This is a genomic window from Wolbachia endosymbiont of Spodoptera picta (genome assembly GCF_018141665.1).
In the GTDB taxonomy this organism is placed as follows: Bacteria; Pseudomonadota; Alphaproteobacteria; order Rickettsiales; family Anaplasmataceae; genus Wolbachia.
This window is the reverse complement of record NZ_CP067976.1, coordinates 310603-335070: the sequence shown is the minus strand read 5'-3', so window position 1 is coordinate 335070 and position 24468 is coordinate 310603. Positions and strand designations below refer to the sequence as shown.

21 protein-coding genes, 1 tRNA gene and 2 pseudogenes are annotated in these 24468 nt (G+C 34.4%); 9 read left to right on the top strand and 15 right to left on the bottom strand.

The window, feature by feature from the left end; genetic code table 11:
- Window positions 1–377: 377 nt before the first annotated feature.
- The 4 genes and pseudogenes from JKF54_RS01415 to JKF54_RS01400 all read right to left on the bottom strand — a co-directional run bounded on the left by JKF54_RS01415 (window position 378) and on the right by JKF54_RS01400 (window position 4640).
- A complete protein-coding gene (locus JKF54_RS01415) occupies window positions 378–1703 on the bottom strand; it encodes an alanine/glycine:cation symporter family protein (RefSeq protein ID WP_211908705.1) in 1326 nt (441 codons plus the stop codon).
- Window positions 1704–1892: 189 nt separating this feature from the next.
- A pseudogene (locus tag JKF54_RS01410) lies at window positions 1893–2315 on the bottom strand (protein-disulfide reductase DsbD domain-containing protein); the annotation flags it as partial.
- 286 nt (window positions 2316–2601) lie between these two features.
- On the bottom strand, window positions 2602–4260 hold the full coding sequence (gene groL / locus JKF54_RS01405; RefSeq protein WP_007302814.1) for a chaperonin GroEL: 1659 nt from the start codon (window positions 4258–4260) through the stop codon (window positions 2602–2604).
- A gap of 89 nt (window positions 4261–4349) precedes the next feature.
- Window positions 4350–4640 (bottom strand): co-chaperone GroES, encoded by a 291-nt coding sequence (locus tag JKF54_RS01400; protein ID WP_007302813.1) that lies wholly within the window; start codon window positions 4638–4640, stop codon window positions 4350–4352.
- A gap of 112 nt (window positions 4641–4752) precedes the next feature.
- On the opposite strand from JKF54_RS01400, the gene ygfZ reads away from it, so the two are divergent.
- The gene (ygfZ, locus tag JKF54_RS01395) at window positions 4753–5550 is read left to right on the top strand and encodes a CAF17-like 4Fe-4S cluster assembly/insertion protein YgfZ (RefSeq protein WP_211908338.1); all 798 of its coding nucleotides are present in this window, start codon (window positions 4753–4755) and stop codon (window positions 5548–5550) included.
- Between the two features lie 697 nt (window positions 5551–6247).
- Here ygfZ and JKF54_RS01390 read toward each other — a convergent pair.
- Both JKF54_RS01390 and JKF54_RS01385 read right to left on the bottom strand, forming a co-directional pair.
- A complete protein-coding gene (locus tag JKF54_RS01390; RefSeq protein ID WP_211908336.1) occupies window positions 6248–6643 on the bottom strand; it encodes an ankyrin repeat domain-containing protein in 396 nt (131 codons plus the stop codon).
- Between the two features lie 131 nt (window positions 6644–6774).
- Window positions 6775–7764, bottom strand: coding sequence for a ribonucleotide-diphosphate reductase subunit beta (locus JKF54_RS01385; protein ID WP_211908334.1), 990 nt, complete (start codon window positions 7762–7764; stop codon window positions 6775–6777).
- A 129-nt stretch (window positions 7765–7893) separates the two neighbouring features.
- Here JKF54_RS01385 and JKF54_RS01380 point away from each other — a divergent pair, with 129 nt between their 5' ends.
- Window positions 7894–8232 (top strand): outer membrane protein assembly factor BamE, encoded by a 339-nt coding sequence (locus JKF54_RS01380; protein WP_211908332.1) that lies wholly within the window; start codon window positions 7894–7896, stop codon window positions 8230–8232.
- A gap of 56 nt (window positions 8233–8288) precedes the next feature.
- Here the strand turns inward: JKF54_RS01380 and tnpA are convergent.
- A pseudogene (gene tnpA / locus JKF54_RS01375) lies at window positions 8289–8733 on the bottom strand (IS200/IS605 family transposase).
- Window positions 8734–9143: 410 nt separating this feature from the next.
- Between tnpA and JKF54_RS06260 the strand changes: the two are divergent.
- The 4 genes from JKF54_RS06260 (at window position 9144) to JKF54_RS01360 (ending at window position 10264) form a co-directional block, all read left to right on the top strand.
- Window positions 9144–9359, top strand: coding sequence for a hypothetical protein (locus JKF54_RS06260; protein ID WP_246433214.1), 216 nt, complete (start codon window positions 9144–9146; stop codon window positions 9357–9359).
- Between the two features lie 193 nt (window positions 9360–9552).
- Window positions 9553–9750 carry a hypothetical protein gene (locus tag JKF54_RS01365; RefSeq protein ID WP_211908331.1) on the top strand — a complete coding sequence of 66 codons (198 nt, stop codon included), beginning with the start codon at window positions 9553–9555 and terminating at the stop codon, window positions 9748–9750.
- A 1-nt stretch (window position 9751) separates the two neighbouring features.
- The gene (locus tag JKF54_RS06255) at window positions 9752–9940 is read left to right on the top strand and encodes a hypothetical protein (RefSeq protein ID WP_246433213.1); all 189 of its coding nucleotides are present in this window, start codon (window positions 9752–9754) and stop codon (window positions 9938–9940) included.
- Between the two features lie 90 nt (window positions 9941–10030).
- Window positions 10031–10264: a hypothetical protein gene (locus tag JKF54_RS01360; RefSeq protein WP_246433212.1), complete on the top strand. Its 234-nt coding sequence runs from the start codon at window positions 10031–10033 to the stop codon at window positions 10262–10264.
- Window positions 10265–10381: 117 nt separating this feature from the next.
- Here the strand turns inward: JKF54_RS01360 and metG are convergent, their stop codons facing one another.
- The 3 genes from metG to JKF54_RS01345 all read right to left on the bottom strand — a co-directional run bounded on the left by metG (window position 10382) and on the right by JKF54_RS01345 (window position 14428).
- A complete protein-coding gene (gene metG / locus JKF54_RS01355) occupies window positions 10382–11911 on the bottom strand; it encodes a methionine--tRNA ligase (protein ID WP_211908330.1) in 1530 nt (509 codons plus the stop codon).
- 123 nt (window positions 11912–12034) lie between these two features.
- Window positions 12035–12943: a hypothetical protein gene (locus JKF54_RS01350; RefSeq protein WP_211908329.1), complete on the bottom strand. Its 909-nt coding sequence runs from the start codon at window positions 12941–12943 to the stop codon at window positions 12035–12037.
- Window positions 12944–13024: 81 nt separating this feature from the next.
- Complete coding sequence (locus JKF54_RS01345) at window positions 13025–14428, bottom strand: NAD(P)H-dependent flavin oxidoreductase (protein WP_211908328.1); 1404 nt, start codon at window positions 14426–14428, stop codon at window positions 13025–13027.
- A 135-nt stretch (window positions 14429–14563) separates the two neighbouring features.
- Between JKF54_RS01345 and coaE the strand changes: the two genes are divergently transcribed.
- Complete coding sequence (gene coaE, locus JKF54_RS01340) at window positions 14564–15142, top strand: dephospho-CoA kinase (protein ID WP_211908327.1); 579 nt, start codon at window positions 14564–14566, stop codon at window positions 15140–15142.
- Here coaE and JKF54_RS01335 read toward each other — a convergent pair.
- The 5 genes from JKF54_RS01335 to JKF54_RS01315 form a co-directional block, all read right to left on the bottom strand.
- Window positions 15132–16316 carry a ribonuclease D gene (locus JKF54_RS01335; protein WP_211908325.1) on the bottom strand — a complete coding sequence of 395 codons (1185 nt, stop codon included), beginning with the start codon at window positions 16314–16316 and terminating at the stop codon, window positions 15132–15134. The genes coaE and JKF54_RS01335 overlap by 11 nt on opposite strands.
- A gap of 84 nt (window positions 16317–16400) precedes the next feature.
- Window positions 16401–17726 (bottom strand): dihydroorotase, encoded by a 1326-nt coding sequence (locus JKF54_RS01330; protein WP_211908323.1) that lies wholly within the window; start codon window positions 17724–17726, stop codon window positions 16401–16403.
- 127 nt (window positions 17727–17853) lie between these two features.
- Window positions 17854–20364 carry a lipase family protein gene (locus JKF54_RS01325; RefSeq protein WP_211908321.1) on the bottom strand — a complete coding sequence of 837 codons (2511 nt, stop codon included), beginning with the start codon at window positions 20362–20364 and terminating at the stop codon, window positions 17854–17856.
- A 12-nt stretch (window positions 20365–20376) separates the two neighbouring features.
- Window positions 20377–20979 carry an RDD family protein gene (locus tag JKF54_RS01320; RefSeq protein ID WP_211908320.1) on the bottom strand — a complete coding sequence of 201 codons (603 nt, stop codon included), beginning with the start codon at window positions 20977–20979 and terminating at the stop codon, window positions 20377–20379.
- Window positions 20980–21002: 23 nt separating this feature from the next.
- Window positions 21003–21085, bottom strand: a tRNA-Leu gene (locus JKF54_RS01315).
- A gap of 102 nt (window positions 21086–21187) precedes the next feature.
- Here JKF54_RS01315 and JKF54_RS01310 point away from each other — a divergent pair.
- The gene (locus JKF54_RS01310) at window positions 21188–22630 is read left to right on the top strand and encodes a replicative DNA helicase (protein ID WP_211908318.1); all 1443 of its coding nucleotides are present in this window, start codon (window positions 21188–21190) and stop codon (window positions 22628–22630) included.
- Between the two features lie 347 nt (window positions 22631–22977).
- Entirely contained in the window at window positions 22978–24465 is a 1488-nt protein-coding gene (locus JKF54_RS01305; protein WP_211908316.1) for a proton-conducting transporter transmembrane domain-containing protein, read from the top strand.
- Window positions 24466–24468 lie beyond the last annotated feature (3 nt).

The window sequence follows — 24468 nt, the reverse complement described above, 5'->3', positions numbered from 1 at the left end:
TAACCCTCTGCCTTTTAGCCTTAGCTAGTACAATTATTACGGGAATTGATTTAGTTTTTATTAAAGAAGTTGTATTGCTAACGTGATGACATGAGCTATTTTATGTTCACATCAAGCAATTTAAGTTGTCATTCCAGTCTGGAATCTAGATTTTTCTAGACTTGATCCTATAGTCAAATTCATAACTACAAACGTTGTAATATAAGAGTAATTTTCACCAAAAAATATGTCATTTGAGTAGCTGACACTGGGATCCAGTGGCACTCAGTTAGTGAGCATAAAAGTATTATGTTAAAACATAACATTTTTGATGAAGTTCATGAAAGGCTGGATTCCAGACTGGGATGATAACTTAAAATATTGCTTTAGCTCTGTTTTTACAACTTCAAGTATTTGCTACTCATAGTAAATACTTCTGGATCTTGAGAAGTGAGCTTGAGTATAGCAAGTATGTTTATGAGCAGCAAAGCAGCAATTGAAATATCAGCGATATCCCAGAGTAACTTAACTCCACCGATTGCACCAAATGGAATGACTAAGGTAAAAACTACAGTCCAGATTTTAGTGTATTTATTATCCATAGATACATAGCGTATTGTTTGTTTTGAACAAAAAAACCAAGTAAAGATAGTAGTAAAGGCAAAACAAAACATTATAGCCATAATTAAATAGTCAGTATAGGGCCAATTCATAGCTTTTCTAAAAGCAAAAATGCACATGTTAGTGCTCTCTAAATCAGTAATCCAAGAATCTGTGACAAGCAGTACCATTGCTGTAATGAACACTATGAGTGCAACTATAAAAGGAGATATTATTGTGATTAGACTCTGTTCAATGATAAATTTATTGTTATTTTTTTTAGGAGTAATTGAGGAGTGTACAATTCCTTCGAGGCCAAGTCCTATATCTGTTGCAAAAATACCTCGCAGAGTTCCTACTTGAATAATAGTCAACATTTCTAAAATTAAACCTAAAGATAAGCCAGAGTTAAAGCTACTAGTTGTAAAAAAATTGCTTGTTATTAGTTTTAGAGAAGGAAGAATATTTTCACTAAACTTAAATAATATGATACCGCAAAGTGTGAGGTAACTTACCGTCATTATCGGTATCATAGCCGATATAAAAATTTTAATTTTTTTTAAGCTGAGAGCTGCAACAACAAAAAATATTATGGCCATTACAATGCCGCCAATGACTACAGGTATATCTACCATGCTGAGTGGTATTGATAGAGAATTTACCTGAACAAGGTTACCAACTGTTATTGAAACCATCATCATAATAACTAGAAACACAACTGTAGCTTTTCTAGAATTAAATGCATCAGTCATGTAGGCTACAGGTCCACCTATAAACCGTCCATTTTTTTCTTTTCTGGTTTTTATACTTAGGTAACAAGTAACATATTTTATCACAGAAGTAACAACAATAATTATTGCCATCCATAGAATGGATCCTGGTCCTCCGGTTTTTAGAGCAACAGCAGTGCCTGAAACGTTTCCTACTCCTAAATTTCCTCCTAAGATTGTAAACAGGGCGGCTATAGAAGAAAATTTATTTTCTCCTCTTTTAGCTCCAATAAGTGAAACGGCATACGGTAGTCTAAACACCTGTAACCATTTTAGTTTAACCGATAGGTAAACACCAGCAACTACTATGAGTAGTATTGTTGGCAGTAATAAAACAAACTTTACTGTATCCATCTGTAAAAGAGAGATTTTTACTTGAGTATATAGCAAAAATTGAAAAATACCTAACTTATTGTTTATGAGAAGTAACACTATAAAAGCTATAGTAAGCCTGCTAAAATCCTGTTTTTCATACCACTCATTTATGAGTTTATTGATATCGGAATCCATAAAATCCTTTAGTGGTTGACTGGTTTTTATCTCGGCATTTTTAGGGATACACCTATCTTTACATATTGCGTACTTTATATGAAAGTTAATATCAGCGTATTTCTGATTTGGAATGATATTAGTTTTAAAGGGAAATAACACCATATCTTCATATATGTTACTAACAAATGTAACTTCCCCAACTTTATCTTCATGTTCCTTGGGAGTAGGCCAATGAATATCTATATTTGATATGTTACCCTGACAGTCAAAGGAAGTAGGAAGGCCGAAATCTCCAGGGTCTTTGTAATATATATGCCAACCTGGTTTTATTGTAACCTTTATTGCGCCTTCAATGGTGAGGTTTGCTTTATTTACCTTACCAATGAGCAGATCAAATTTTGCAACTTCTTCTTCAGCACACAATTGAGTGCAAGCAAAAAGTAAAAGTAGGATTGAGTATATACGTATTTTCATAAATACTCTATTTATGAAGAAAATAATTTAAGTTCTATCTATTATAATAAAAATATTATATAAATCATTTGTTAATATAATATTCTACTAATAGAAATATACTAGCAATTATAACTTTCATATATTATTTTTTTATTTTTAAGCAGTTATAATGTTAAAAAGACGTAACAAATATAAATAGTAGTGGCTTTGCATAGAAAATCACAAATTTATTTCCTTTATAAATGTAAGACTTTTTAGAACTAGAAAGATACCTTGGAGAAATTGCTCCAAGGCTCTTGTTTACTTAGAATCCACCCATTCCACCCATTGCTCCTGCACCCATAGGTGATGAAGCATTTTCTTCTTTGTTTGGTAGATCAACTATCATAGATTCAGTAGTAATAAGTGCGCTTGCTACAGACACTGCCGTTTCAAAAGCAATACGAACTACTTTTGCCGGATCAATTACACCAGCTGTTGATGCATTAGCGTAGTTCATAGCCTCAACGTTGTATATAAGCTCTTTATCATTCTGCTTAATCAAATAGTCAATTATAACAGCAGATTCAAGACCAGCATTTTTAACCAATCTTTTGATTGGGGCACTGAGAACTTTTTTGACAATGTTGATACCTATTTGCTCTTCATCGCTTGAAGCTTTTAGCTTGTCAAGAGCAGATGCAGCGTAAAGAAGTGCAACTCCTCCACCTGGAACTATCCCTTCTTCAATTGCAGCTCTTGTTGCATGAAGTGCATCTTCAACTCTATCTCTGCGTTCTTTTACTTCTACTTCGGTTGCTCCACCAACTTTGAGCACAGCAACGCCGCCTGATAATTTCGCTAAACGCTCTCTCAGCTTTTCTTTATCATAATCAGAGGTTGAAGTTTCAATCTGAGATTTAATCTGGTTAATTCTAGCATTTACTCTGTTTTGTTTATCACAGTCGCTGTCTTCACTAACAATTGTGGTATTGTCTTTAGTGATTTTAACATTTTTAGCAGTACCAAGATCTTCAAGAGTCAAATCTTCCATCTTGATTCCAAGCTCATCTTTTATGACATACTTAGCACCTGTTAAAGCTGCTATGTCTTCGAGCATCTCCTTTCTCCTATCACCAAAACCTGGAGCTTTTACTGCAGCAACTTTTAGACCACGTAATTTGTTGATCACTAAAGTGCTTAATGCTTCACCTTCAACATCTTCTGCAATGATAAACAAAGGTTTACCAGACTTAAAAATAGCCTCAAGAATAGGAAGTAAAGGTTGAATAATATTAAGTTTTTTTTCTGTAATCAGCAAATATGGATCATCAAGCTCCACGCTCATCTTTTCATTATTTGTAACAAAGTATGGAGAGAGATAACCACGGTCAAACTGCATACCAGTTGTAAGTTCAACTTCTAATTCTTTTGAACCCTTACTCTCTTCAACAGTGATGACGCCTTCTTTTCCAACCTTTTTAACAGCATCAGCAATGCTATTACCAATATCTTTATCACCATTTGCAGAAATTATTGCAACTTGTGCAACTTCATCCATTTTCTCTAAAGAAATTGTGCGAGACATTGATGTAATTTCCTTTAATATCACATCTTTTGCCTTCTGTATTCCATTTTTGATACAAATACGATCATTTCCAGCTGCAATTGACTTTGAAGCTTCCATTATCATATTGCTAGTCAGTATTGAGCATGTTGTGGTACCATCACCAACTTTGTCATTACACTGAGAAGCACTTTGAGCAATGGTGCTTACTATCGCAGAGTGTAATGGTTTTTCAGGCTTTATACCTTTCATTACCTTATAGCCATCCTTTGTGACCTCTGGTCCACCATATGGCTTGCTAATTCCTATTGTATTTCCCCTAGGCCCTGCAGTTGCTCCCACCGTTGAGTCAACCATTGCTGCAACTTCACGAAAGGCTTCTTGCAACTGTTCGCCTGATACTACTATGTTAGCCATTTTTATCACTCCTTAAATTAATAAAAAATTTAGAATATTAAAATACATAATGCACTATATAGCGCATTAGTTTAGTAAAATAGGGATACCTACTTGATAACAGCAAGTAGGTCTGACTCCTTCATCACGACATACTTTTCATTATCATGCTCTACTTCTGTTCCAGCCCACTGCCTGTAGAAAACCTTATCACCAGTTTTTACAGTTAAAGCTATACGCTCTCCGCTTGAGTTGCGTGAACCACTACCAATTGCTATAACTTCACCTTTAGTAGGCTTCTTTTCAGCACTTGATGGTAGTACAATTCCACCTTGTTTTTCTTCAGTAATAGGCTTTATTAGCACGTTATCATCTAATACATTCAAATTTACACTTGACATTTATGTTTCCTCATTAATAGATTAACCTATAATTCTATGTAGTCATCTAAAGGTTACATTTCAAGGGTTGGAGTTAGTAAAAGTGTATAATTAAGGTTTGAACAGAAGTTTTATGGGTTACATACCGCTAGCAAACCGTAGTCTAATATCTTTATACGGACTAGATACGAGAGATTTTCTTCAGGGTGTTATAACAAATGATATTAATAAACTAAGTAGCCAGCAGGCAATTTACTCTTTATTACTCAACCCTCAGGGAAAATATCTGTACGATTTTTTCCTCATTGAGCATGATAAATATATTTATTTGGAGTGTGAAAATGCCCATCTACAGCAAATAATTGAAAAATTAGACTTGCTCAAAACTTACCTTAGAGTGAGGATTAAAGACATTAGTTCACTATATAAGGTTGGAGTTTTGTTTGATGCTAAGTTGACGGAGTGTAGTAGTAAGTCACAAGTTATTTTTCAAGATCCAAGGCACAAGCTGCTAGGAATGAGGATCATACATGAAGATGAAATAAAAGAACCGGTTGGAGATTTTATTCAGTATGAAAAAGTTAGAATTAAAAACCTTGTCCCAGATGGAGCAAAAGATATGGTGCAAAATTCATCATTTCCGCTGCAATATTTAATCGATAAGATAAATGGTATAAGCTTTAATAAAGGGTGCTATATAGGTCAGGAAGTTGTAAATCGAATGAGCAGACAAGAAAAATTCAGAAGGAAACTTTACCTTGTTGAGGGAAAAAATGCACTTCCAAATATTGGCACTAAAGTAATCAGTGAACATAATGAAGAAGTAGGAGAACTACGCTCTAGTGTCGACAATATTGGACTTGCATTGCTTAATACTGGAAAAAGCCACGCAAATTTATATGTCGGTGGAGTTAGTATTAAGACGTTATAAAATATCTATTCGAGTAAAAGCCCCTTTTTCTTGTTTAAGTGTTTGTGATAGTTATCCACAGTATTGTGAATAACTCAGTTGATAACCCAGAGAAATACATATTTTACGCATTATGAGTACTTCGGAGATTCATAATAAAGTGGACAACTCTAAAAAATTATATCAACTTTAATCTTTTTTAGTTGTGATTTTGATATTTTTCTAATAAGAGCTAATAAGGGAGTAAGGAATGGTCTTTAAGTGAAGATTTTAAATACTCTTAAAATAATACTTGAGTGTTTTTGGATGCTAATCTGGGAGTTCAACAGGAACTTTTTTATGCTGTTTTAGAAGAGCAAAAATTGCATTTTCTCTTGCTGAAAGCTTGTGTTTCTTATATTTTCCATAATACACATTATGTAATTTTCAATACTAACAAAAACATTTCCCAATCTTTTAAACAACAACCTGTTGAACCTCCGGATTAGTACTTAAAAGGAACTATTAAAGTACCTCTTTAAGATTAAATTGCTACTTTAAAAACACTTAAAATTTCAACCTTTAGCTCCAATACGACCCTCTATTTGTCTTTTCTTAAAAAACGTTAAGATATTTATCAATTGAGTAAGTTTTTCTGTAAATATTTCAATCTAATCATACTCTTTTTGATGTCTTTTTTGATCTTTTTCAGAGTTATCCACAGTTTTTTTATTCTCAATTATATATATAAAGCTGCGCCAATAAAAGCCGATATTAGTAATGAAAGACCAGCAGCAGCAAAAAGTCCACTACCAACTCCCATTCCAGCCGTAATACCAACAATAGCACCAAATTTCATTGTTTTATGCTTGTATTTATCTTCTGCCTTTTTTAAAAGCTGCTCTGATTCATCACGGGCATGTTTTCTTGCAGTCATTCCATAATGATCCTTTATAAAAAGATTAGCACCTGCATCTAGTAAAATTTGTGTTACCTCTTTGTCATGACTATTGTGCAAAGAAGTTTTTCCAAAAGAATCTCGTGCATTAACATTAGCACCTTTGTCTAATAAATATCGTATTAACTTCTTCTTCTCCTCCTCTAAGCAATCAAAATCTCCAACTATTACATGCAATAATGTAACCTTATATCTATACTCTCTTTTCTCTAGGCTAAATAGATGATTTATATCAAATTCTTCCTCCTTCCACCTTTGATATGTATCGCAAGCTTCCGTTGAAACGATAAAAAAGGGTGAAGTTACTGCTATTCACTTTTTGTATCGTTTTTAGCAAAAGCTTCCTCCCAAGTGCCTTGAGTTGCTGCACGGCTATACTCTGTTACTCTATTTTCAAAGAAATTTGTATGTTCCACGCCATTTAGTATTTCATCAAGCCACGGAATAGGGTTATCTTTAACATTATATATAGATTTAAGACCTAATTGCGTTAACCTTCTGTTTGCTATGTAACGTATATAATTGCGCACTTCCCCTGCAGATAGCCCTTCAATATCTCCTAAATCAAAAGCAAGACTTATAAATTCATCTTCAAGTTCAACAATAGTGCGACATGCAGAATATAATTCTTTTTTGAACTCGTCATTCCAAATTTCATTATTCTCTTTAATAAACGTATTGAACAAATTGATAATTGAATTGGTGTGCAAGGTTTCGTCACGTGCTGACCAAGCAATTATTTGCCCCATACCTTTCATTTTTCCAAACCGTTGAAAATTGAGCAAAATTGCAAATGATGCAAATAACTGCAATCCTTCAGTGAAGGCACCAAATACTGCTAAAGTTTTAGCAACATGTTTTTTATCGTGCTTTTTACTTTCCTCAAATTCTAACATGTATTCATACTTCTTTCTCATAGCATCATATTTTAAGAATGCTTGATATTCACTTTCTGGCATGCCAATCGTATCTAGAAGGTATGAATAGGCTGCAATGTGTATAGTCTCCATATTGGAAAAGCTTGCAAGCATCATACATATTTCTGTTGGCTTAAATATATTTGAATAATGCCTCATATAGCAGTTATTTACTTCAATATCTGCTTGAGTAAAAAACCTAAAAATCTGGGTCAATAAATTTTTCTCTACATTCGAAAGTTTAGTTTTCCAATCTTTCACATCATCAGCAAGCGGAACTTCTTCAGGTATCCAGTGTATCCTTTGTTGCTGCAACCATGCATCATATGCCCAAGGATAATTAAAAGGCTTGTATATTGGATCTGCTTCTAGCAATGACATAAGGTACCTAATTATTTTGAAGTAAATATTATATTAAATGATATTGAGAGTCAGTCAATTTAACTTTTTTGAAATTTGACGACAGATAGTTTATCAGTGTATTATGATTTCAAATAATTAATTGACGAAATGCGAGTATTAATATCTTTTATTTTATTATTTACAGTGAGCTGCACTCACACTATTCACAATCACGGAGTTCCTGGCATTAATGTTGAACTGTGGAGCAAAATAAAAGTAGGTGATGATAGAGAAAAAGTGGTTCATACTTTAGGATCGCCAACATTAGTATCAAAGTTCGACGAAAATGTTTGGTACTATGTCTCATATAAAATTAAACAAGCTAACTTCTTGGGAAAAAGGAAGTACAGTAGTAAGTCTCTGCAAATTTCGTTTAATCAGAATGACGAAGTTACAGATATAAGAGAAATCAACGTTGCAGAAAAGTCTTTAGCTGTTGTTGATTGAAAATTTGCTGATCTATTTTTCATCACAAGTAACTAATTTAGGTAACGTAAATTCACCTATTTAGATTCAACCACTATGGATTGAAATCCAAAGATTGAGAGAGAGCATATAATGCTAACTTTTGACTTACCAAATTTATCTTCTTTTTCAGAGTAATTTTCAATATAATTTTTTATCATTTCGTCAGTTACATTTCCGCTAGTCCTGACAAATGTCCATAACCCAGTATCTTTTTTTCAGCTCTGGAAAGTTTTGCTGGATTTTTTTCTGGAACTTTTTCCTTTTATTAACTGCACTAACTTACTAATACTTAAGTATGGGGGTACAGAAACGTATACATGTTGACGCAACTCTACCTCTCTAATTGATTATTTGCACATACTTCTTGTACAACTTCTTTAGCTTTCTGTCCAATATCTCCAACTAATACTGGATATCGATATTTTGTTATCCACACTATGTGATATATACAGAGTGACCGCTTTTTCTATAATATTCCATATTCTTTGAGATTTTTCACCTTAAAATTATATTCTTAAAAGGATGGTCCAGGGTTTTTCTCCCAAATTTGGAACAATAAAAATTTTCTAAGTTCATACAAAACAAGAAAAAGCAGATTCTCTACAAAAGAGAAAACTTATATTAAAATATTAATTTGTTTTAAAACTAAATTAATGTTAAGATATAAAGTATATAGCTTAATTTTTTTTACAAAAAGCAATGAATATCAATGATTTTAACATAAAGAACTTAACAACAATTTCTATAGTACAAGAAATAAAGAATGGCGTTAGGCTTGTTCCAGACATAATCAAACCTGGAATACAGGGTATATTTTACGCTGCAGGAGGAGCATTATTTACATACGCTTATGGTTTTTTTGCACAACAAAAAATTATGAAGATGGTTATATGGATGGCTACAAAAAAGGCCACAGTGAAGGATTTAACCAAGGTTATAACAAAGACTTTAATCAAATTGCCTTAATTGCTGGAGCTGCTTGTGTTGGAGCTGCTATTGGAGCTGCATCTATTATGTATTGTACTAAATGTAAACAACAAGATACTCATATTGCTAACGCTCAAATAAACCAGGTAATTTCTAATAACTTAGCTTTAGTTGAGTAAAACCAAGCTAAAAAGCAATCTCATAATCATTATGCTGAGAAAAAATTCATTGTGTAACCAGAAAAAATAGAGATAATGTTTTCTGATATGTTGTAGTGGATTAGGTTCAGGTCCCAGTAGGAGCGAGTTTAAATACTACATAGACTTGTAGCTTTTTTTGCTACCTTTACTGTAAAAAAAAGGGGTAGTAACTTTGTTAGCATCAGGAGTGTTTGCTGCAGCTCCTTATGTTAGTTTCTTAGCTCCAGTTGCAGCGTTAAGTGTTGGCCTTCCATTTATTATTAGTGGTACTGTATTTTCTGCTCTAGTTTTTGCGCTTTCAGCTGCACTGCAAAGAGCTAACAATTACTTCTTCTTGTTTAGATGCTCAAAATGTCAAAGAAAAAGCTAAAATGCAAAAACAACTAGATAAAAAGGTAGAATACATTATTAATTCTGATGAAGATGCTAAGAAAATGCATCAAGAGCGTAAAAAAAGAAATCAAGAAGAAGTTTTAGATTCTGAAGCTCTTAGCAATTTATTTAAAGAAGAAGGTAATCAACCAAAATTGCATGCAGTAGCAAAAGAAACAGGTGATTAACCGAAACTAAAAGATAGAACAACTCAGATTGTAAAATTTAGTAGTATTGCAACGTACGCATCAGTTATAGTAGCAGCTTTAGCATCAAAGTTGTTTCCAACTCTCGTATGTACTTTAGATCCTGCTTCTGGATTATCTGAGCAGCAGGCACATCTAGGCCAAGCTGATGGTAATTCTACTGTAAATTTACCATCAGCTCACCATGTACCTACTCCACAGACTATGTTGAAAAGTAAAGTTGATGAGTCTCACGAAATGTTAAATTCTTCTTTTAAGAGTGCTAAAAATAATTTCGGTGCATCTCAATCATTTCTTCCAAAGTAGATAACGGTATAGATACATCAAAACGCCAAGGCACTTTTTTTGACTCTGTTGAATTAAAAAGGCTAACTACAGAACGGCCAACTCAGTCTGGTCTTGTAACGGCTTACTAAGGATTTTTTAAATATCGATCCTCAAAAAAATCGGCGTAGGTTTAGGCAGTGTAATGTCTAAACCTACGTATGCGTTGCACAGAGATTTTAAATCACGTTGTTCTTTTGGAATTTGCAACTGATCGAGTATCATTTTTGCTGACTTTGGAGCAATTGGCTGCAGCAAAATGCCAATTATCCTTATAAATTCCAGTAATTTGTAGATTACTAAATCCATGAGCTTTCTATCGGTTTTTCTTAACGTCCAGGGTGCACTTTTATCTATGTAAGCATTGGCCTTGGAAGAGATATTGATAATCAGGAGTATAATCTGGTTCAATTCATACTTTGATAGATGATCCATTACTTGATCAATTATGGCTTTGCAATTTGGTAAACTCTCATCATCTTTAAGCAAATTGCGATCGACCACTGGTACAACTCCAAAGCATTGCTTGTGCAGAAATGAAATTGTTCTTTGCACTAAATTGCCTATATTGTTTGCCAGCTCTGAGTTTATGCGGCTGATCATGTTCTTCTTACTGAAATTACCATCTTGACCGAAACTTGCTTCCCGAAGGAGAAAATAGCGTAGTTGATCAACACCAAACTCTTCTGCCAGACCAATTGGATCTATAACGTTACCAAGGGATTTGGATATTTTTTCCCCCTCGTTCAGCCACCAACCATGAACTGCAATTTGCTTTGGCAGTGATAAATCTGCTGCAAGAAGAATAGCTGGCCAGTATACAGCATGAAAACGCAATATGTCTTTACCGATCACATGAACGTTGAAGGAGTTTGTCCAAAACTTCTTATATTCCTCATCTTCTATATTAGGAAAGCCTATTGATGTGAGATAGTTAGTGAGCGCATCTATCCAAACATAAATTACGTGCTTGTCATTCCCTGGTACTTTTATTCCCCAATTAAAACTAGTACGAGAAATCGAAAGGTCAGTAAGTCCTGATTTTACAAACGATACCACTTCATTTTTTCTGCTCTCAGGAAAGATGAAATTCGGCTGATTTTCATATAACTCTAGCAATTTGTTTTGCCAATTTGACAAGCGAAAAAAATAGCTCTCTTCTTTTATCCACTGAACTTCAGCACCTGTTGGTGCTCTGCCATCTATCAACTCTGATTCCTGATAAAACGCTTCATCACGAACTGAATACCAACCTGAGTAAGAATCCAGATATATTTGCCCTCTCTCTTCAAGCCTATTCCATAGAACTATGACTGCTTTTTCATGACGTTCTTCTGTGGTGCGAATAAAATCATCATAATCAAAGTTCATTAGCTCAGCTAATTTTTTGAATGTAACATTTATTTCATCTGTAAATTCTTTTGGCTCTATTCCCTTTACCTTAGCCGCTTTTTCAATTTTCTGTCCATGTTCATCTGTACCAGTAGTAAATTTGACGTTCTTTCCAGCTAATTTCATAAATCTAGCTGTAACATCACAGATAAGGGAAGTATATGCGTGGCCGATATGTGGCTTGTCGTTTACGTAATATATTGGCGTAGTGACGTAAAAGCTCTCAAATTGCTCCATTTTGTACTGTTTAAAGCTTTATCGTATCTGCACTAGTAATAAAAATCAATATATATCCTATCGTATAAGCAATCTGAAAAGCCATTATACCGCTGCGTTTTGCAGCGGTATCCTGTAAGTGATTTACGCTTTAGAGTAAGCAGTTTGCTGTCCATAACCTCCAAAATGTTGTTCTGGATAAGAATTATCAAATGCACCTTTAGGAGGAACAGTTGGAGCAGTACTATGCTCTTCAAAAGGGTAAGGAGGTGGTGCAACACCATGAGAATAATTTCCATAACCATACCCTTGTCTAGGATAGCTACCTACCGCCTCTTTAGCTTTCTCAATATTTTCTGACTCTTTCTCATGCTTCATATGAAAAGCCACACCACCAGCAAGACACACAAGAGAATTAATGCCAAGAATGACTAAACCCCAAACTGGTAAGACTGGGTTAATAGCACAACCTATCAAAGCTGCTAAAGAAATTGCACCAACTGCAAATTCTATATTTCTGAACATTTTAAGTTTATTATCCAGGTAATCTACCTTTTCTGATTTTCTAGCCGTTTTTTCGCTACTGTTGTACCAAACACACATTAAAGCATGGAAAGCAACACACACAACTACAGCTGCTATACCTAAAGCTAATAATTTCCTGTTGTCTTCTGAGTCTTTTTTCTTATCTTCTCTACTTAGCTGGCCACCACTAATGAAACCAGGATTGTTTATAACTGTAGTACGACCACTAAACAGGTTGCTAAGTAGTAAATAATCCCAAAAATCTAAACCTCTGTTATTGTGTACATATACGTGTGTAGCCTGAGGGCTTGTAGGTTGTTGCCTACTATCACGTCGATCACTTCCTATATTGTGTTCATTAGTTGGGTTATAGCGCCTAAATTCCTTATACGCATTTTCAAAATTTTTATCACTCCAGTCCTCAATATTTTGCATACCACGAGAACGTAAAAATTCTTGAACACCATTGTCACTGCCAGTTTCTTTTATATAGGCAAGTGCATACCTTTTTAAAACACTATCACGCATAAAAGTTACCCCTAAATTAAGATTAAATTAATAAACATTTATTATAGCAAAGTAAAGTTTAATTGTCAATTCAACCATAACCTAATACCCAGTTAATATCCTTTCCACCAGTTCTGTTACTGTCGGTATGTAGCCATTCTCATAAAATGGGTCTTGCTTAAATTTGTACACATTGTGTCCAGAAAACATAAGTTCATTTTCAACATTGCCGTCATGTACAATGTTTTGCAGTGTCTTTTGTATACAGAAACTCCGTGGATCTGGCTTTTGCCCTGTTGAATGGTCACCATGATCTTTCCAATTGCTAAACAGACAATGGCTCAAACATCCCATGCAATTAATTTGATCTTGTCTTATCTCCGCAAATTTGTCTGGTGTCACAAAAATAACAGTTGCATCTGGAGTTTTCATTACCTCTATATACCCTGCTTTAATCCATGCATTTGCTAGCTCTTTGTCTTTTGCAGTGAGGTAAATCTTTCTACCTCTGCTACCTATTACAAATTCATTATTAAACTCTCCACTCGCACTTTCTGAAAATTTTATTTGACGTGAATTTCGTTCCTGTAGCTCATGTATGAAGCTATTTCTTACTGCAGATGAGTAAAATCCTGTCGGACTAAATTTGTTTAAAAATACGTCACCTTCTTCTAAAGTGAGTAATTTCTTTTTCCACTCCGTAGAAATCGGACTTTCTTTTGTTAAAAGTGGACGAGTGCCAAACTGAAAAGCTATTGGTCCAATTTGTAAATTGTCAAACCAATGTTCCCAATCCTTCAAATTCCACACTCCCCCCGCCATAACAATTGGCGTTTCAGAAAGACCGACTTCATTCATGAAAGATCTAAGCTCTGCAACTCTTTCAAATGGAGCCTGTGATAATTCTGGATCTTCACTATTACTGAGTCCATTGTGACCACCAGCAAGCCACGGATCCTCATATACTACTCCACCAAGTAAAAAAGAAGATATTTTTTGGTAAGCACGTTTCCACAACGCTTTAAAAGCGCGCGCCGATGAGATAATAGGGTAGTAATAAACTTGATATTTAGCTGCAATTTCTCCAAGCCTGTAAGGCATACCAGCACCGCAAGTGATGCCATGAACTAAGCCTTTTGCTTTTTCTAATATGCCATGAAGGACTTGCTCTGCTGCTCCCATTTCCCAAAGCACATTCATATGTATTCTTCCACGGCCTTTTGATATTTCATTCGCTATTTTTGCTTGACTAACTCCAGCCTCGATACTATACTCAATTAACTCCTTGTGTTTGTCATTTCTTGTTTTACCTTTATAAATTAGTGGCACTAACTCGCCGTTATTATCGATAAGTTTAGCATTTGCACCAGAAAATGTACCAACAGCATCTGCTGCAGCAAATGCTCCACTTGATCTTCCGTCACTAATTGCAATGCCTTTGCCACCTTCGATAATCGGCCACACTTCTTTTCCTGAAATCACTATCTTTTTTATCTTATTTTTCAAAATTTCCTCTTAATCTTTCACTCTATTTTACTTAATTACTAAAAAAATAATAGCTTTTCTTTTTTATACCTATGCATTCAGTTTTAAATAGGCATAGGAGATGCTATAAATATAGTTTTATAAGAAATTTGCTATATGATCATAGGTTTAACAGGTGGGATTGCAGTTGGAAAGAGCTTTGTAGCCAATTGCTTTAAAGAATTTGGTGCCGCTTTGTTTGATGCCGACTCTGTCGTGCACCAGCTTTATAAAGTAAACAAAAACATAATAAGTTACGCAGAAGAAAAATTTCCTGGAGTGATAGTAAATGGAAAAATAGATAGAACAGTATTATCTAAATATTTTTTAGCTTATGATGAAAATTGGAAGCAATTTCAGTCTTTAGTGCATTCCGCTGTGCGAAATGAATTAGAAATTTTTATTGCTCAGGAGAAAGAAAATGACGGAAAGTTTCTAGTTCTAGACATTCCACTCCTGCTGGAAACTAGATTCCGTTTATATTGCGATTTTATTGTCTTTATCCATGCAGATAGCGCTGTACAAGCTCAAAGGATCAGTGAGCGTAATATGGATAAAAAAAAGCTGGATCTAATGTCTAGTATTCAGCTACCTATTGAAGAAAAAAAGCAAATGAGCGACTTTATCATCGATACCAGTGCAAATGTTCTTTCTCAAGTGAAAGATATAATAAACTCGTTAGACCTCAACACGTGATACGGTTATTCTCCACAAGATTACTCCGAATTTTAGCTATACTATCAGCAGATTTTACCATTAAAATTTCAAACCTTGAGCCTGCATTCAAAAACGATTCTACTGATCTGCCGAAAAAATCATATCTCCATCCCTTGAATAGTTTATCTATCTGCCCAGATATTGAGCCAGCTAACTCATCTTTTGATGAAATTAACTTTCTTGATATGTTATTTTCCTTACATTTGCTCTCCAAAATAATCGAGAGTATATCAAATACAGATTTATCATAATTATCTGACAGAGTATAATTTTGCTGCACAAATTCCTTCTCATTCTCATTGAAAATATCTATAAATTCTAATAAATCTTCCTCTTTTATATTTTTTGTGTTTCTCTTAAGGTCATCTAAAATGTCATCAATATGTTCCACGTTTTTTTCAATTAAACCAGTTATTACGGCATTATTGACTACCTTATTACGATTTATATTGTAACGCTGTGCTAAGATCTCTTGCCACTCACTAACTGCTTTAACAGTTAACATCAACTTTGGATTTGCTTCATAATTAAATTTAATCCTCTTCCATGCATCTTTTGGATTATGCAAATACTTATTAACATCAACTATTGATTCCATCTCTTCTTGAAACCAGCCTATCCTATTATTTTCTTCAAGTTTATTGCACAATATTTGGTGTAGGTCATATAGGTGTATCACGTCATTTACTGCATAATCTAATTGATCCTCAGATAATGGCCGTTTTAACCAATCTGAATTTTTAGCTTTAATTTTATCCAGCGCTACCCCCTGATATTGCTCTACTACTTTTGAATAACCAATAAAGTCGTGATAATAATGACAAAACATAGCAGCAACTTGGGTATCAAAAATGGGAGTAGGAACACATTTAAGCACGGTGAGTAAGGATTCTATGTCTTGCCGACAACTATGAAAAACTTTGGTTATTTCTCGATTCAGCATTATTTTCTTAATAAGCGATAAGTCAATTCCCGGTACTAACACATCTACAATAAAACTCTTCTCTCCGTAAGAAATTTGAATTAGTGATAATCTAGGATAGTAGGTTAAATTGTTTCTAATGAACTCTGTGTCCACTGCTATAAATTTTGGATCTTTTGCCATCAATTCTTCACATGCATTCTCCAGCTCCGATGTCGTACTAATTAGCATATATTTTTCATTCAGTGGCTATATTTTACCACTTATATTGAATATTTACAATTGATTGAAATTGAGAACGCAACTGTATGATAACTAATCCTTCTGTAAATATACAGTTTTGCCAGACACAACGGTACGTATTACGCGCCCTTTCACTTTGCGTCCATCGAAAGGGGAATTTTTTGATTTACTAGCAAAGTTGTCAACTTTAATTTTCCATTCATGATCCAAATCAACTAAAATTAAGTCCGCTGCAAGGTTTTTCTGTATGCGGCCACGTGGCACATGTATGATATCTGCAGGCTTATATGTCAATTTTGCAAGCACATCAAGTAGAACCATTTGTCCACTGTGATATAGTTCAAGTGAAATGGGCAGCATTGTTTCAAGGCCAACAATACCAAATGCAGCATTTTCAAGTGGCAAATCTTTAGAACTAAGATCATGCGGAGCATGATCGGTTGCAATACAATCAATCACACCTGTCTTTAAACCTTCAATCATAGCTAAACGATCTTCCTCTGTACGAAGTGGCGGATTCATTTTTGCGATTGCTCCATGTTGCTTTACTATATCTTCAGTTAAAGTAAAGTGATGAGGAGTTACTTCACATGTAACATTTAACCCCAAATCTTTTGCTCGTTTAATAGCATCAAGTGAATCTTTTGAAGAGACATGCAAAATATGGTAGTGTACATTTTCTATGTCCTTCATTAGTAGTATATCACGAGTTACCATAACCGATTCTGATGCACTCAAGATTCCTTTTACTCCCAATTCTTCAGAAATCTTACCCTCATTAATTGCGCCACCAGCAGATAGATTTAAATCTTCTGCATGTTGAGCAATAGGAACATCAAGCATACTTGAATAAAGCAGTGCCTGTCTCATAATCATTGGATTCATAACTGGCATACCATCATCGGTGAACCCAACCGCACCTGCTTCCTTTAAAAGCGCCATTTCAGTTAATTTTTCTTTCGAAGTGGTAATTTTGGCGTAAAATTCAACATTCACATGTGAAGTTTCAAGTGCTCTATATTTCAAATATTTAGCCAAGACAACACTATCAATCGCTGGAACAGTGTTTGGCTGGCAAACTACAGTTGTAACGCCTCCTACAGCTGCAGATTTGCTACCCGTATGTATAGTTTCTTTATGCTCTTGACCTGGTTCACGAAAATGCACGTGAATATCAATAAGTCCTGGCATTAGAACAAGCCCTTTACAGTCTATTGTTTCATCAACTCCACTTGTTGAAAGTAATGATTCGCTAAAATCAACAATTTTATCCCCTTCAGTTAACAATGAACCTTTTATATCAAATTTAGTTTCCGGGTCAATAATACGAGCATTGATATACGCAATTTTATAGCCTTCCTTTTGGCCTTTCTGCAATAAATTCCAAGATTGTGTCATTATATTTAAGTATCAATTACAAAATAAATCTAAAGTTTTTTTAGTAAAACACAACCAAATTAAAGTGATGTTACAATAACTAGCAATAAAGAATATTTAAATTAATACTCAAGCAGCTACTCTACAACTAAACTAAAGAATGACTAAGATCATTCCCGATTTGACTAACTTCAACATTATTAAGTGCGGTATTTGCGTTATAAGAACAGTAACATCCTACTGCAAGAAAAGTTAATGCAGCTACAGCAAGCGAAACACACATTGCTAAATGAACCATTGTTAAACTTGTACCAACAGCAAATGCTCCAGATAATACAAAAGAAACAGAAGCATAATTACCTTGCCTTTTACTGTAAGTTCTTGCTTTCAAGAATTTTTCACTTAGCTCTTCATTCTTGCTTTCAAATTGCTTCTGTAGACTCTTCTCTAGTACTTCACTTTTGTTTTCAATTTCTTGCAGCTTTGTCTTTAAGTCGTTATTTTCATTTTCGCGTTGCATTATTTGATCAGCGAACGATTGTCTTGCATCATCCAGCTGCCCTTCCAACTGATCATTTTGTGTAGTCAATTGAGCTACCCGACCATTTAGCGTATCAGCAACCTGTGTTAATCGGGTTACTTCATCAGTTTTATCAGTTAGACCTTGCTTTGCATCATCCAGCTGCCCTTCCAATTGATTGTTTTGTATAGTCATTTGATCTACTTGATCTTTTAGCTTTCCAATCTCTTTTTTCTTCTTTTCAAGCTGAGCTCTTGCTTCATTAGATTCTTTGCTAAGTTGCATGACTTTACTAGTTTCTTCAGCTAGTTTTTGCTCTGATTCTACAAGTTGAACTTCTGTTTGCCCACATTTCCCTTCAAGCTCCCTTGCTTGACTAGACAAATTACTATTTTCCTGTTCAAGTTGAGCTTTTACTTCCCTTAGCCCTCTCTCACTCTCTCTGAATTGAGCTTTAGCATCCCTCAGCTCTTTTTCTGCAAATTCTACCTTTTCTTCTAGCTTAGTTTTTGCTTCCTCAAGTTTCTCCAGTCGATTAGCCAGATTACTATTCTTTCTTTCTAATTCAGCATTTGTTTCCTTAAGTTCCTTTATAGTATCATTAAGCTTGGTTACTGTTCTAGTTTGTTCATCCAGCTCTGCTTTCTTTTCTGCAAGCTGATCTTTTGTCCCTTTAAATTCTGCAGTAAGTTTATCTATTTGATCATTGAGTTGATTAGTCTTCTGTTGTTCTTGTGTTAATTTTCCTTTTTCATCATCTAGCTCTTTAGTTTTTCCAACCAAACTTTGTTGTATACTCTTTAACCTTCCCTCTAATTGAGTTTTGTCATTAGTAGGCTTAGCTACTTCTTGTTCTAGTAGTTTAATTTTCTCTTCTAATTTTGGAGCATATTGAATTGGTATCTCAGAAAGCTTAATGTCTTTATTTTCTTCCTCAACTTTTTTAAAGAACTCCTTATCATTCACATCGACATATGACAAAACTGCATGGTAAAATAGGCCAAAAATATAAGCAATATGACGATACTTAGATGGATTGTTATCTGATTTAAAATTTTCCTGCTCTACTTCCCGAACAAGGTTATAATAGATATTAATTCTATGATAGTGCAGTTCTAAGTACTCCAGAGTTTTACCTGTTTCTAATTTTAATGATTTACCTACATGTTTATAGTGCATACCAGCATTACCATGTGGCAAACATGGTACCGGATCTGATTGACAAGCTACTCTAATAGTCTTATTTCCAAGACACTGATTGTAAACTTCAGCGGCACCATTGTAGAAAACTCTTGGAGAGCCAAAAGTTGCAACATGAACATCTTCGGCATCTTCTGTTTTATTAAGACATAAAGCAGCGATATTAGCAAGAGCACCTCCCATGCTATGACCTGTAACATTAATTTTCAAATCTTTGATTGCTAATCCTTTATCATTAGCATGCCCTTTTAATATCTTATGCACACTGGGCCAAGAGCGTTTGAATAAAGAGTAAAAACCAGAGTGTACACGATGATCTTCAGGTAAAAATGACAATTTAGCTAAAGATGCACGAAGATCTTCCTTTACATCATTTAAATCACGAGTACCATGGTAAGCTATAGTTACTTCCTGACCTTTAATAAAAACATAACCAGCATCTCGATTATATGAATTGCTACTCATTAAAGCATAACCGACATCTTGTTGCTCTAATTTATAGTCAGTATCCGAGCAATATTTGTCTTCAATGAGTTCATTGTCGTAAAATTTTATAATTTGATAACCTTCTTCTTCAAATTGCCTTTTAGTTTTGTACTCATCTTGCTTTAATTTTCTGTCCACATTACCGTAGGAAATCTTGCTAAAAGTACACATTTCTTGTAATTTTTCTTTATTAAATCCTGCAATTTGCCCTTTTATCAGATCAGCAAGGTCAAAAGCATCCTTTAATCCAGCACCTTTAAAATCTTCTATCTTCTTCCATGCTTTAATTAGGTCAGAAGTTCCTAGCCCATTAAGGTCAAAACTTTGAGCTTCTAATTCGTTCTTAAATGGTTCTAGCGCTTCAATTGCGCATTCTTTTATTTCATTACCACCAATATGTACAATACTATCGCTAATAGAATCCATACTTTGACCATGAGTAATACTTGGCATATTTTTTACCTACTATTTCATTTTATCAGGCTTAAGACTCTTATTTGTGACAACCACCGTATTTGCAATCTTATCATGCCAAGTTTGGCAACGTTTGTCGAAGCTTGCCCATATGAAACCTAAGAATAGTGGTGCAGTTGACAATATAAAGGAAAAAAACCTCTTTATTGCTTGTTTTAGAGTCAATTTTTCAAAAGTTTGTGCATTTACAACTCTGAGTCCAAGTAATAACTTTCCAGGTGTAGCACCAAATCTTATCCACATATATGCTACATAACTAAAAAGCATAATAAATTGAACTATCTGATTTAGAACTAGTAACTTGATTAGCTTACTCTGCATTGCTGTTTCCTCTGCAGATAGTGGTACCTGCATTTGATATTTTGCAGCAATTTGGCCTAATATTTTACTGCTCTCTGAGCTCATGAAGAGTTGATTTAAGGTCTGACCGCAAAACTGTAAAAATAAAACGATGATGATTAAATCAAGCAGCACTGACAAATAGCGTCTAAGTCCCGTTACATAGCATATTCCATTATCATCCTTTTTCACTTTTTGAATAGCATTTATAGAAGAAAGAATGGAAAATAAACGATTAAAAATTTTATGTAACATATATGCATTTTCCAATGTTTGAGTGCCCCTGGCCGGACTTGAACCAGCATGCTTTTGCAAGCAACAGATTTTGAGTCTGCCGTGTCTACCATTCCACCACAGGGGCCTACTTTAATGCTATAAGCAACACAAGATTAGTCAAATTTTTTATCTTTTAAGTAAGGACTGAATATTCTACAATAATCAATCATTACTCTGAAAACTTAAAATGAATGAATTAGCTAATCTTATTGATTCAAGAGAAGAAATATGTAAATTGCCACACAATTTAGAAGCAGAGCAAATGCTCATTGGTGCAATGATTCGTGATAATAGAATTTGTGATGCAGTTGAAGATATAATTGCAGCAGACAATTTCTATGATCCACTACATCAAAGCATTTTTACCCAGATATCTAAAACCAGAAAACACGGCATAGTTGCCAATGAACTAAGCCTTAAGATGTTTTTTGAAAATGATAAAGCATTTGCCGAATGTGGTGGAGTTGAGTACCTAGCAAAACTTGCAGCAAAGGCAAGCATTGCGCTTGATATCTATAGCTTGACCAGAATAATCCGTGATACTTATTTAAGGAGATGCTTAATCAAGCTCGGGCAGGAGATAGTTGACGATAGTTACAACTACAACATTGAAAATCCTGCACAGGTACAAATTGAGCAGGCAATGACAAAGTTGTTCAACTTAGTAGTAAAAAAGCAAGGTGATAAGACATATATAAAGCTTGCAAGTTCAATTAAAGATGTGGTTGAGAAGATCAGCAAGCTGAAGAATAACCCAGAGGCTCTAGGTATTACAACCGGACTTCAAGACCTAAACCAGCTCCTTGGTGGTTTGCAGAAATCTGATCTGTTAATTATAGCTGCAAGGCCCTCAATGGGAAAGACAGCATTGGCGCTGAACATCGCACTTAATGCTTGTAAGATTTTGCAAAAAAGAACAGATAAACAACACTACGTAGCGTTTTTCTCACTTGAAATGTCAGCAGAGCAATTGACTGCAAGATTGATTACTATAGATTCAGGCATTGGTTATTATAAGGCACTGACTGGGAGAATTAGTGATTTTGAATTACACGAATTCATTAATGCTAGTACAGATCTATCCGAATTACCTTTCATCATAGATGACACTCCTGCATTATCAATTAGTGCTCTTCGTACCAGAATACGTCTTCTCTATCAACTATATAATGTAGAGGTGGTCTTTATCGATTATCTGCAGTTAATTCGAGGAACAACAAAAAGGAGTAGTGAAAATAGAGTGCAAGAAATCTCAGAAGTGACGCAGGGTTTAAAAGCAATTGCAAAGGAACTAAATATTCCCATTGTTGCACTATCACAGCTCTCTCGTTCTGTTGAGCAAAGGGATGATAAAAAACCACAACTTTCTGATTTACGTGATTCAGGAAGCATAGAGCAGGATGCGGATATAGTAATGTTCCTCTATAGAGAAGAATATTATGAATTAAGAAAGCAACCAAATGAAGGAAGTAATAAACATCGAGAGTGGCAAGAGAAAATGGAGAAAATTAGAAATATTGCAGAGCTGATCATTGCAAAACAAAGAAACGGGCCTATTGGCAGTGTGAAGCTACATTTTGACTCCAATAGAGGTGCATTTAAAGATTATACAGAAAGATATAGTCTGTAGCGGTTTTGAGTAATTCTGGAAGTGTTTAACAAACCATACGTGCCAAATTAAGAAGCTATCGTGAAACATAGCAATATTTAAGATTAGCATTTTATTTGTTACATTTATTTTTTTAGGAAATTCTTATCTAGGATAAGATAATTTTTTAGAAAGATCTATAAATTACTAACTTTATTATTTAATATATAAAATAGTTTTTTCCTATTTCCTTTCTTCCTTACGCCACTTTTTCTTAACTTGATGCGTATGGTTTATTTAACACTTCCGATATACAACTAAAAAATAGCAAATTCTCTATAACTTGAATATAATTTTAGCTTTACCTAAACAGAAAGATGAATTACTTAATGGATTTTGTTTTAATATCTCTTTCCTTGCCACTTTTTATTACTGAGAATTATTTGTTAATTACTGCGTTGATTCCACTTTTAAGTGCATTAGCTATTTCTTTTACTAGTAAATGGCCCAGATTGAACAATAGCATTACTGTTGTTTCTTCTATGCTTCTATTTGCGTATACATCTCTATGCACTTTATATTTGGTGTATGGTGATCATTCTCAATTTATTCTCATGGACTTTGGTAATAATTTGCATATTAGTTTAAAGTTAGAGTCTAGTGGGGCAATATTCAGTTTATTAATATCATTTTTGTGGGTACTAACCAGTATGTATGCAATATGTTATATGCGAAATAACTATGCTGATAGTAACTACTCGAGTTTTCTATGCTTTTTTTCAATAGCGATTAGCTGTGCAATGTTTATTGCTTTTTCTGGAGATTTGCTCACTACATTTGTCTTTTACGAGCTTCTAACTATTAGTACATACCCTCTGATTACTTACAACTCAACAAATGAATCAGTAATTGCAGGACGCTATTACTTTGGTTTACTATTTTTCTCTTCTTTAGTGTTACTTTTTCCTGCAATAGGCCTCTTATATAATGAATTCCATACTTTAGACTTTGTAAGAGGTGGAATATTCAAGTTTGATACTTCGTTCATAACTTTTATTGCAGTGTGTTTTGCTATGCTGATTTATGGAATAGGAAAAGCTGCATTAATGCCAATGCATTTTTGGTTGCCAAAAGCAATGGTTGCACCAACTCCTGTAAGCGCACTACTACATGCTGTTGCTGTTGTGAAATCAGGAGTGTTCATCATCATCAAAGTTATATTATACACTTTTGGCATCGATAATATGCAACGTTTTGCACAGCAAAGTTGGTTTGCTGGAGGATGGCTTCCGTACGCTGCTGGATTTACTATTATTACTGCATCGTTAATTGCATTAAAGCAAAAGGAATTAAAGAAATTGCTTGCTTATTCTACCATCTCTCAGTTGTCATATATTATATTGCTTGCTTCAATTTTTAGTGAATTCAGCATGAGGGTTGCAATTTTTCAATTAGTTTGCCACGCATTTGCAAAAATCACTTTGTTTTTCACTGCTGGAGCAATAATAACGAAAACAGGTGAGAAATACATAGATAGAATTCACGGTATAGGACGTAGTATGCCAATTAGTATGATAGCATTTACTATAGGTGCATTGTCCATGATAGGGGTACCACCTGCTCCGACTTTTTGGAGCAAATTTTTCATTTTTCAAGCTGTTTTTAACTCTAGTAATGTAACACTTTCTGTATTTGTAGCTCTGGTGTTAATTGTCAGTACTATACTCAACGCTCTATACTTCTTACCGATAATTTACAATGCCTTTTTCTTAAAACCTTCTAGAAATTATTTTATTAAAAAGACACCAATGCTTCTAATTTTACCTCCAGTTGTTACTGCTGTATGCACTTTAGTTATTTTTTTAGCTACCAAGTAATTT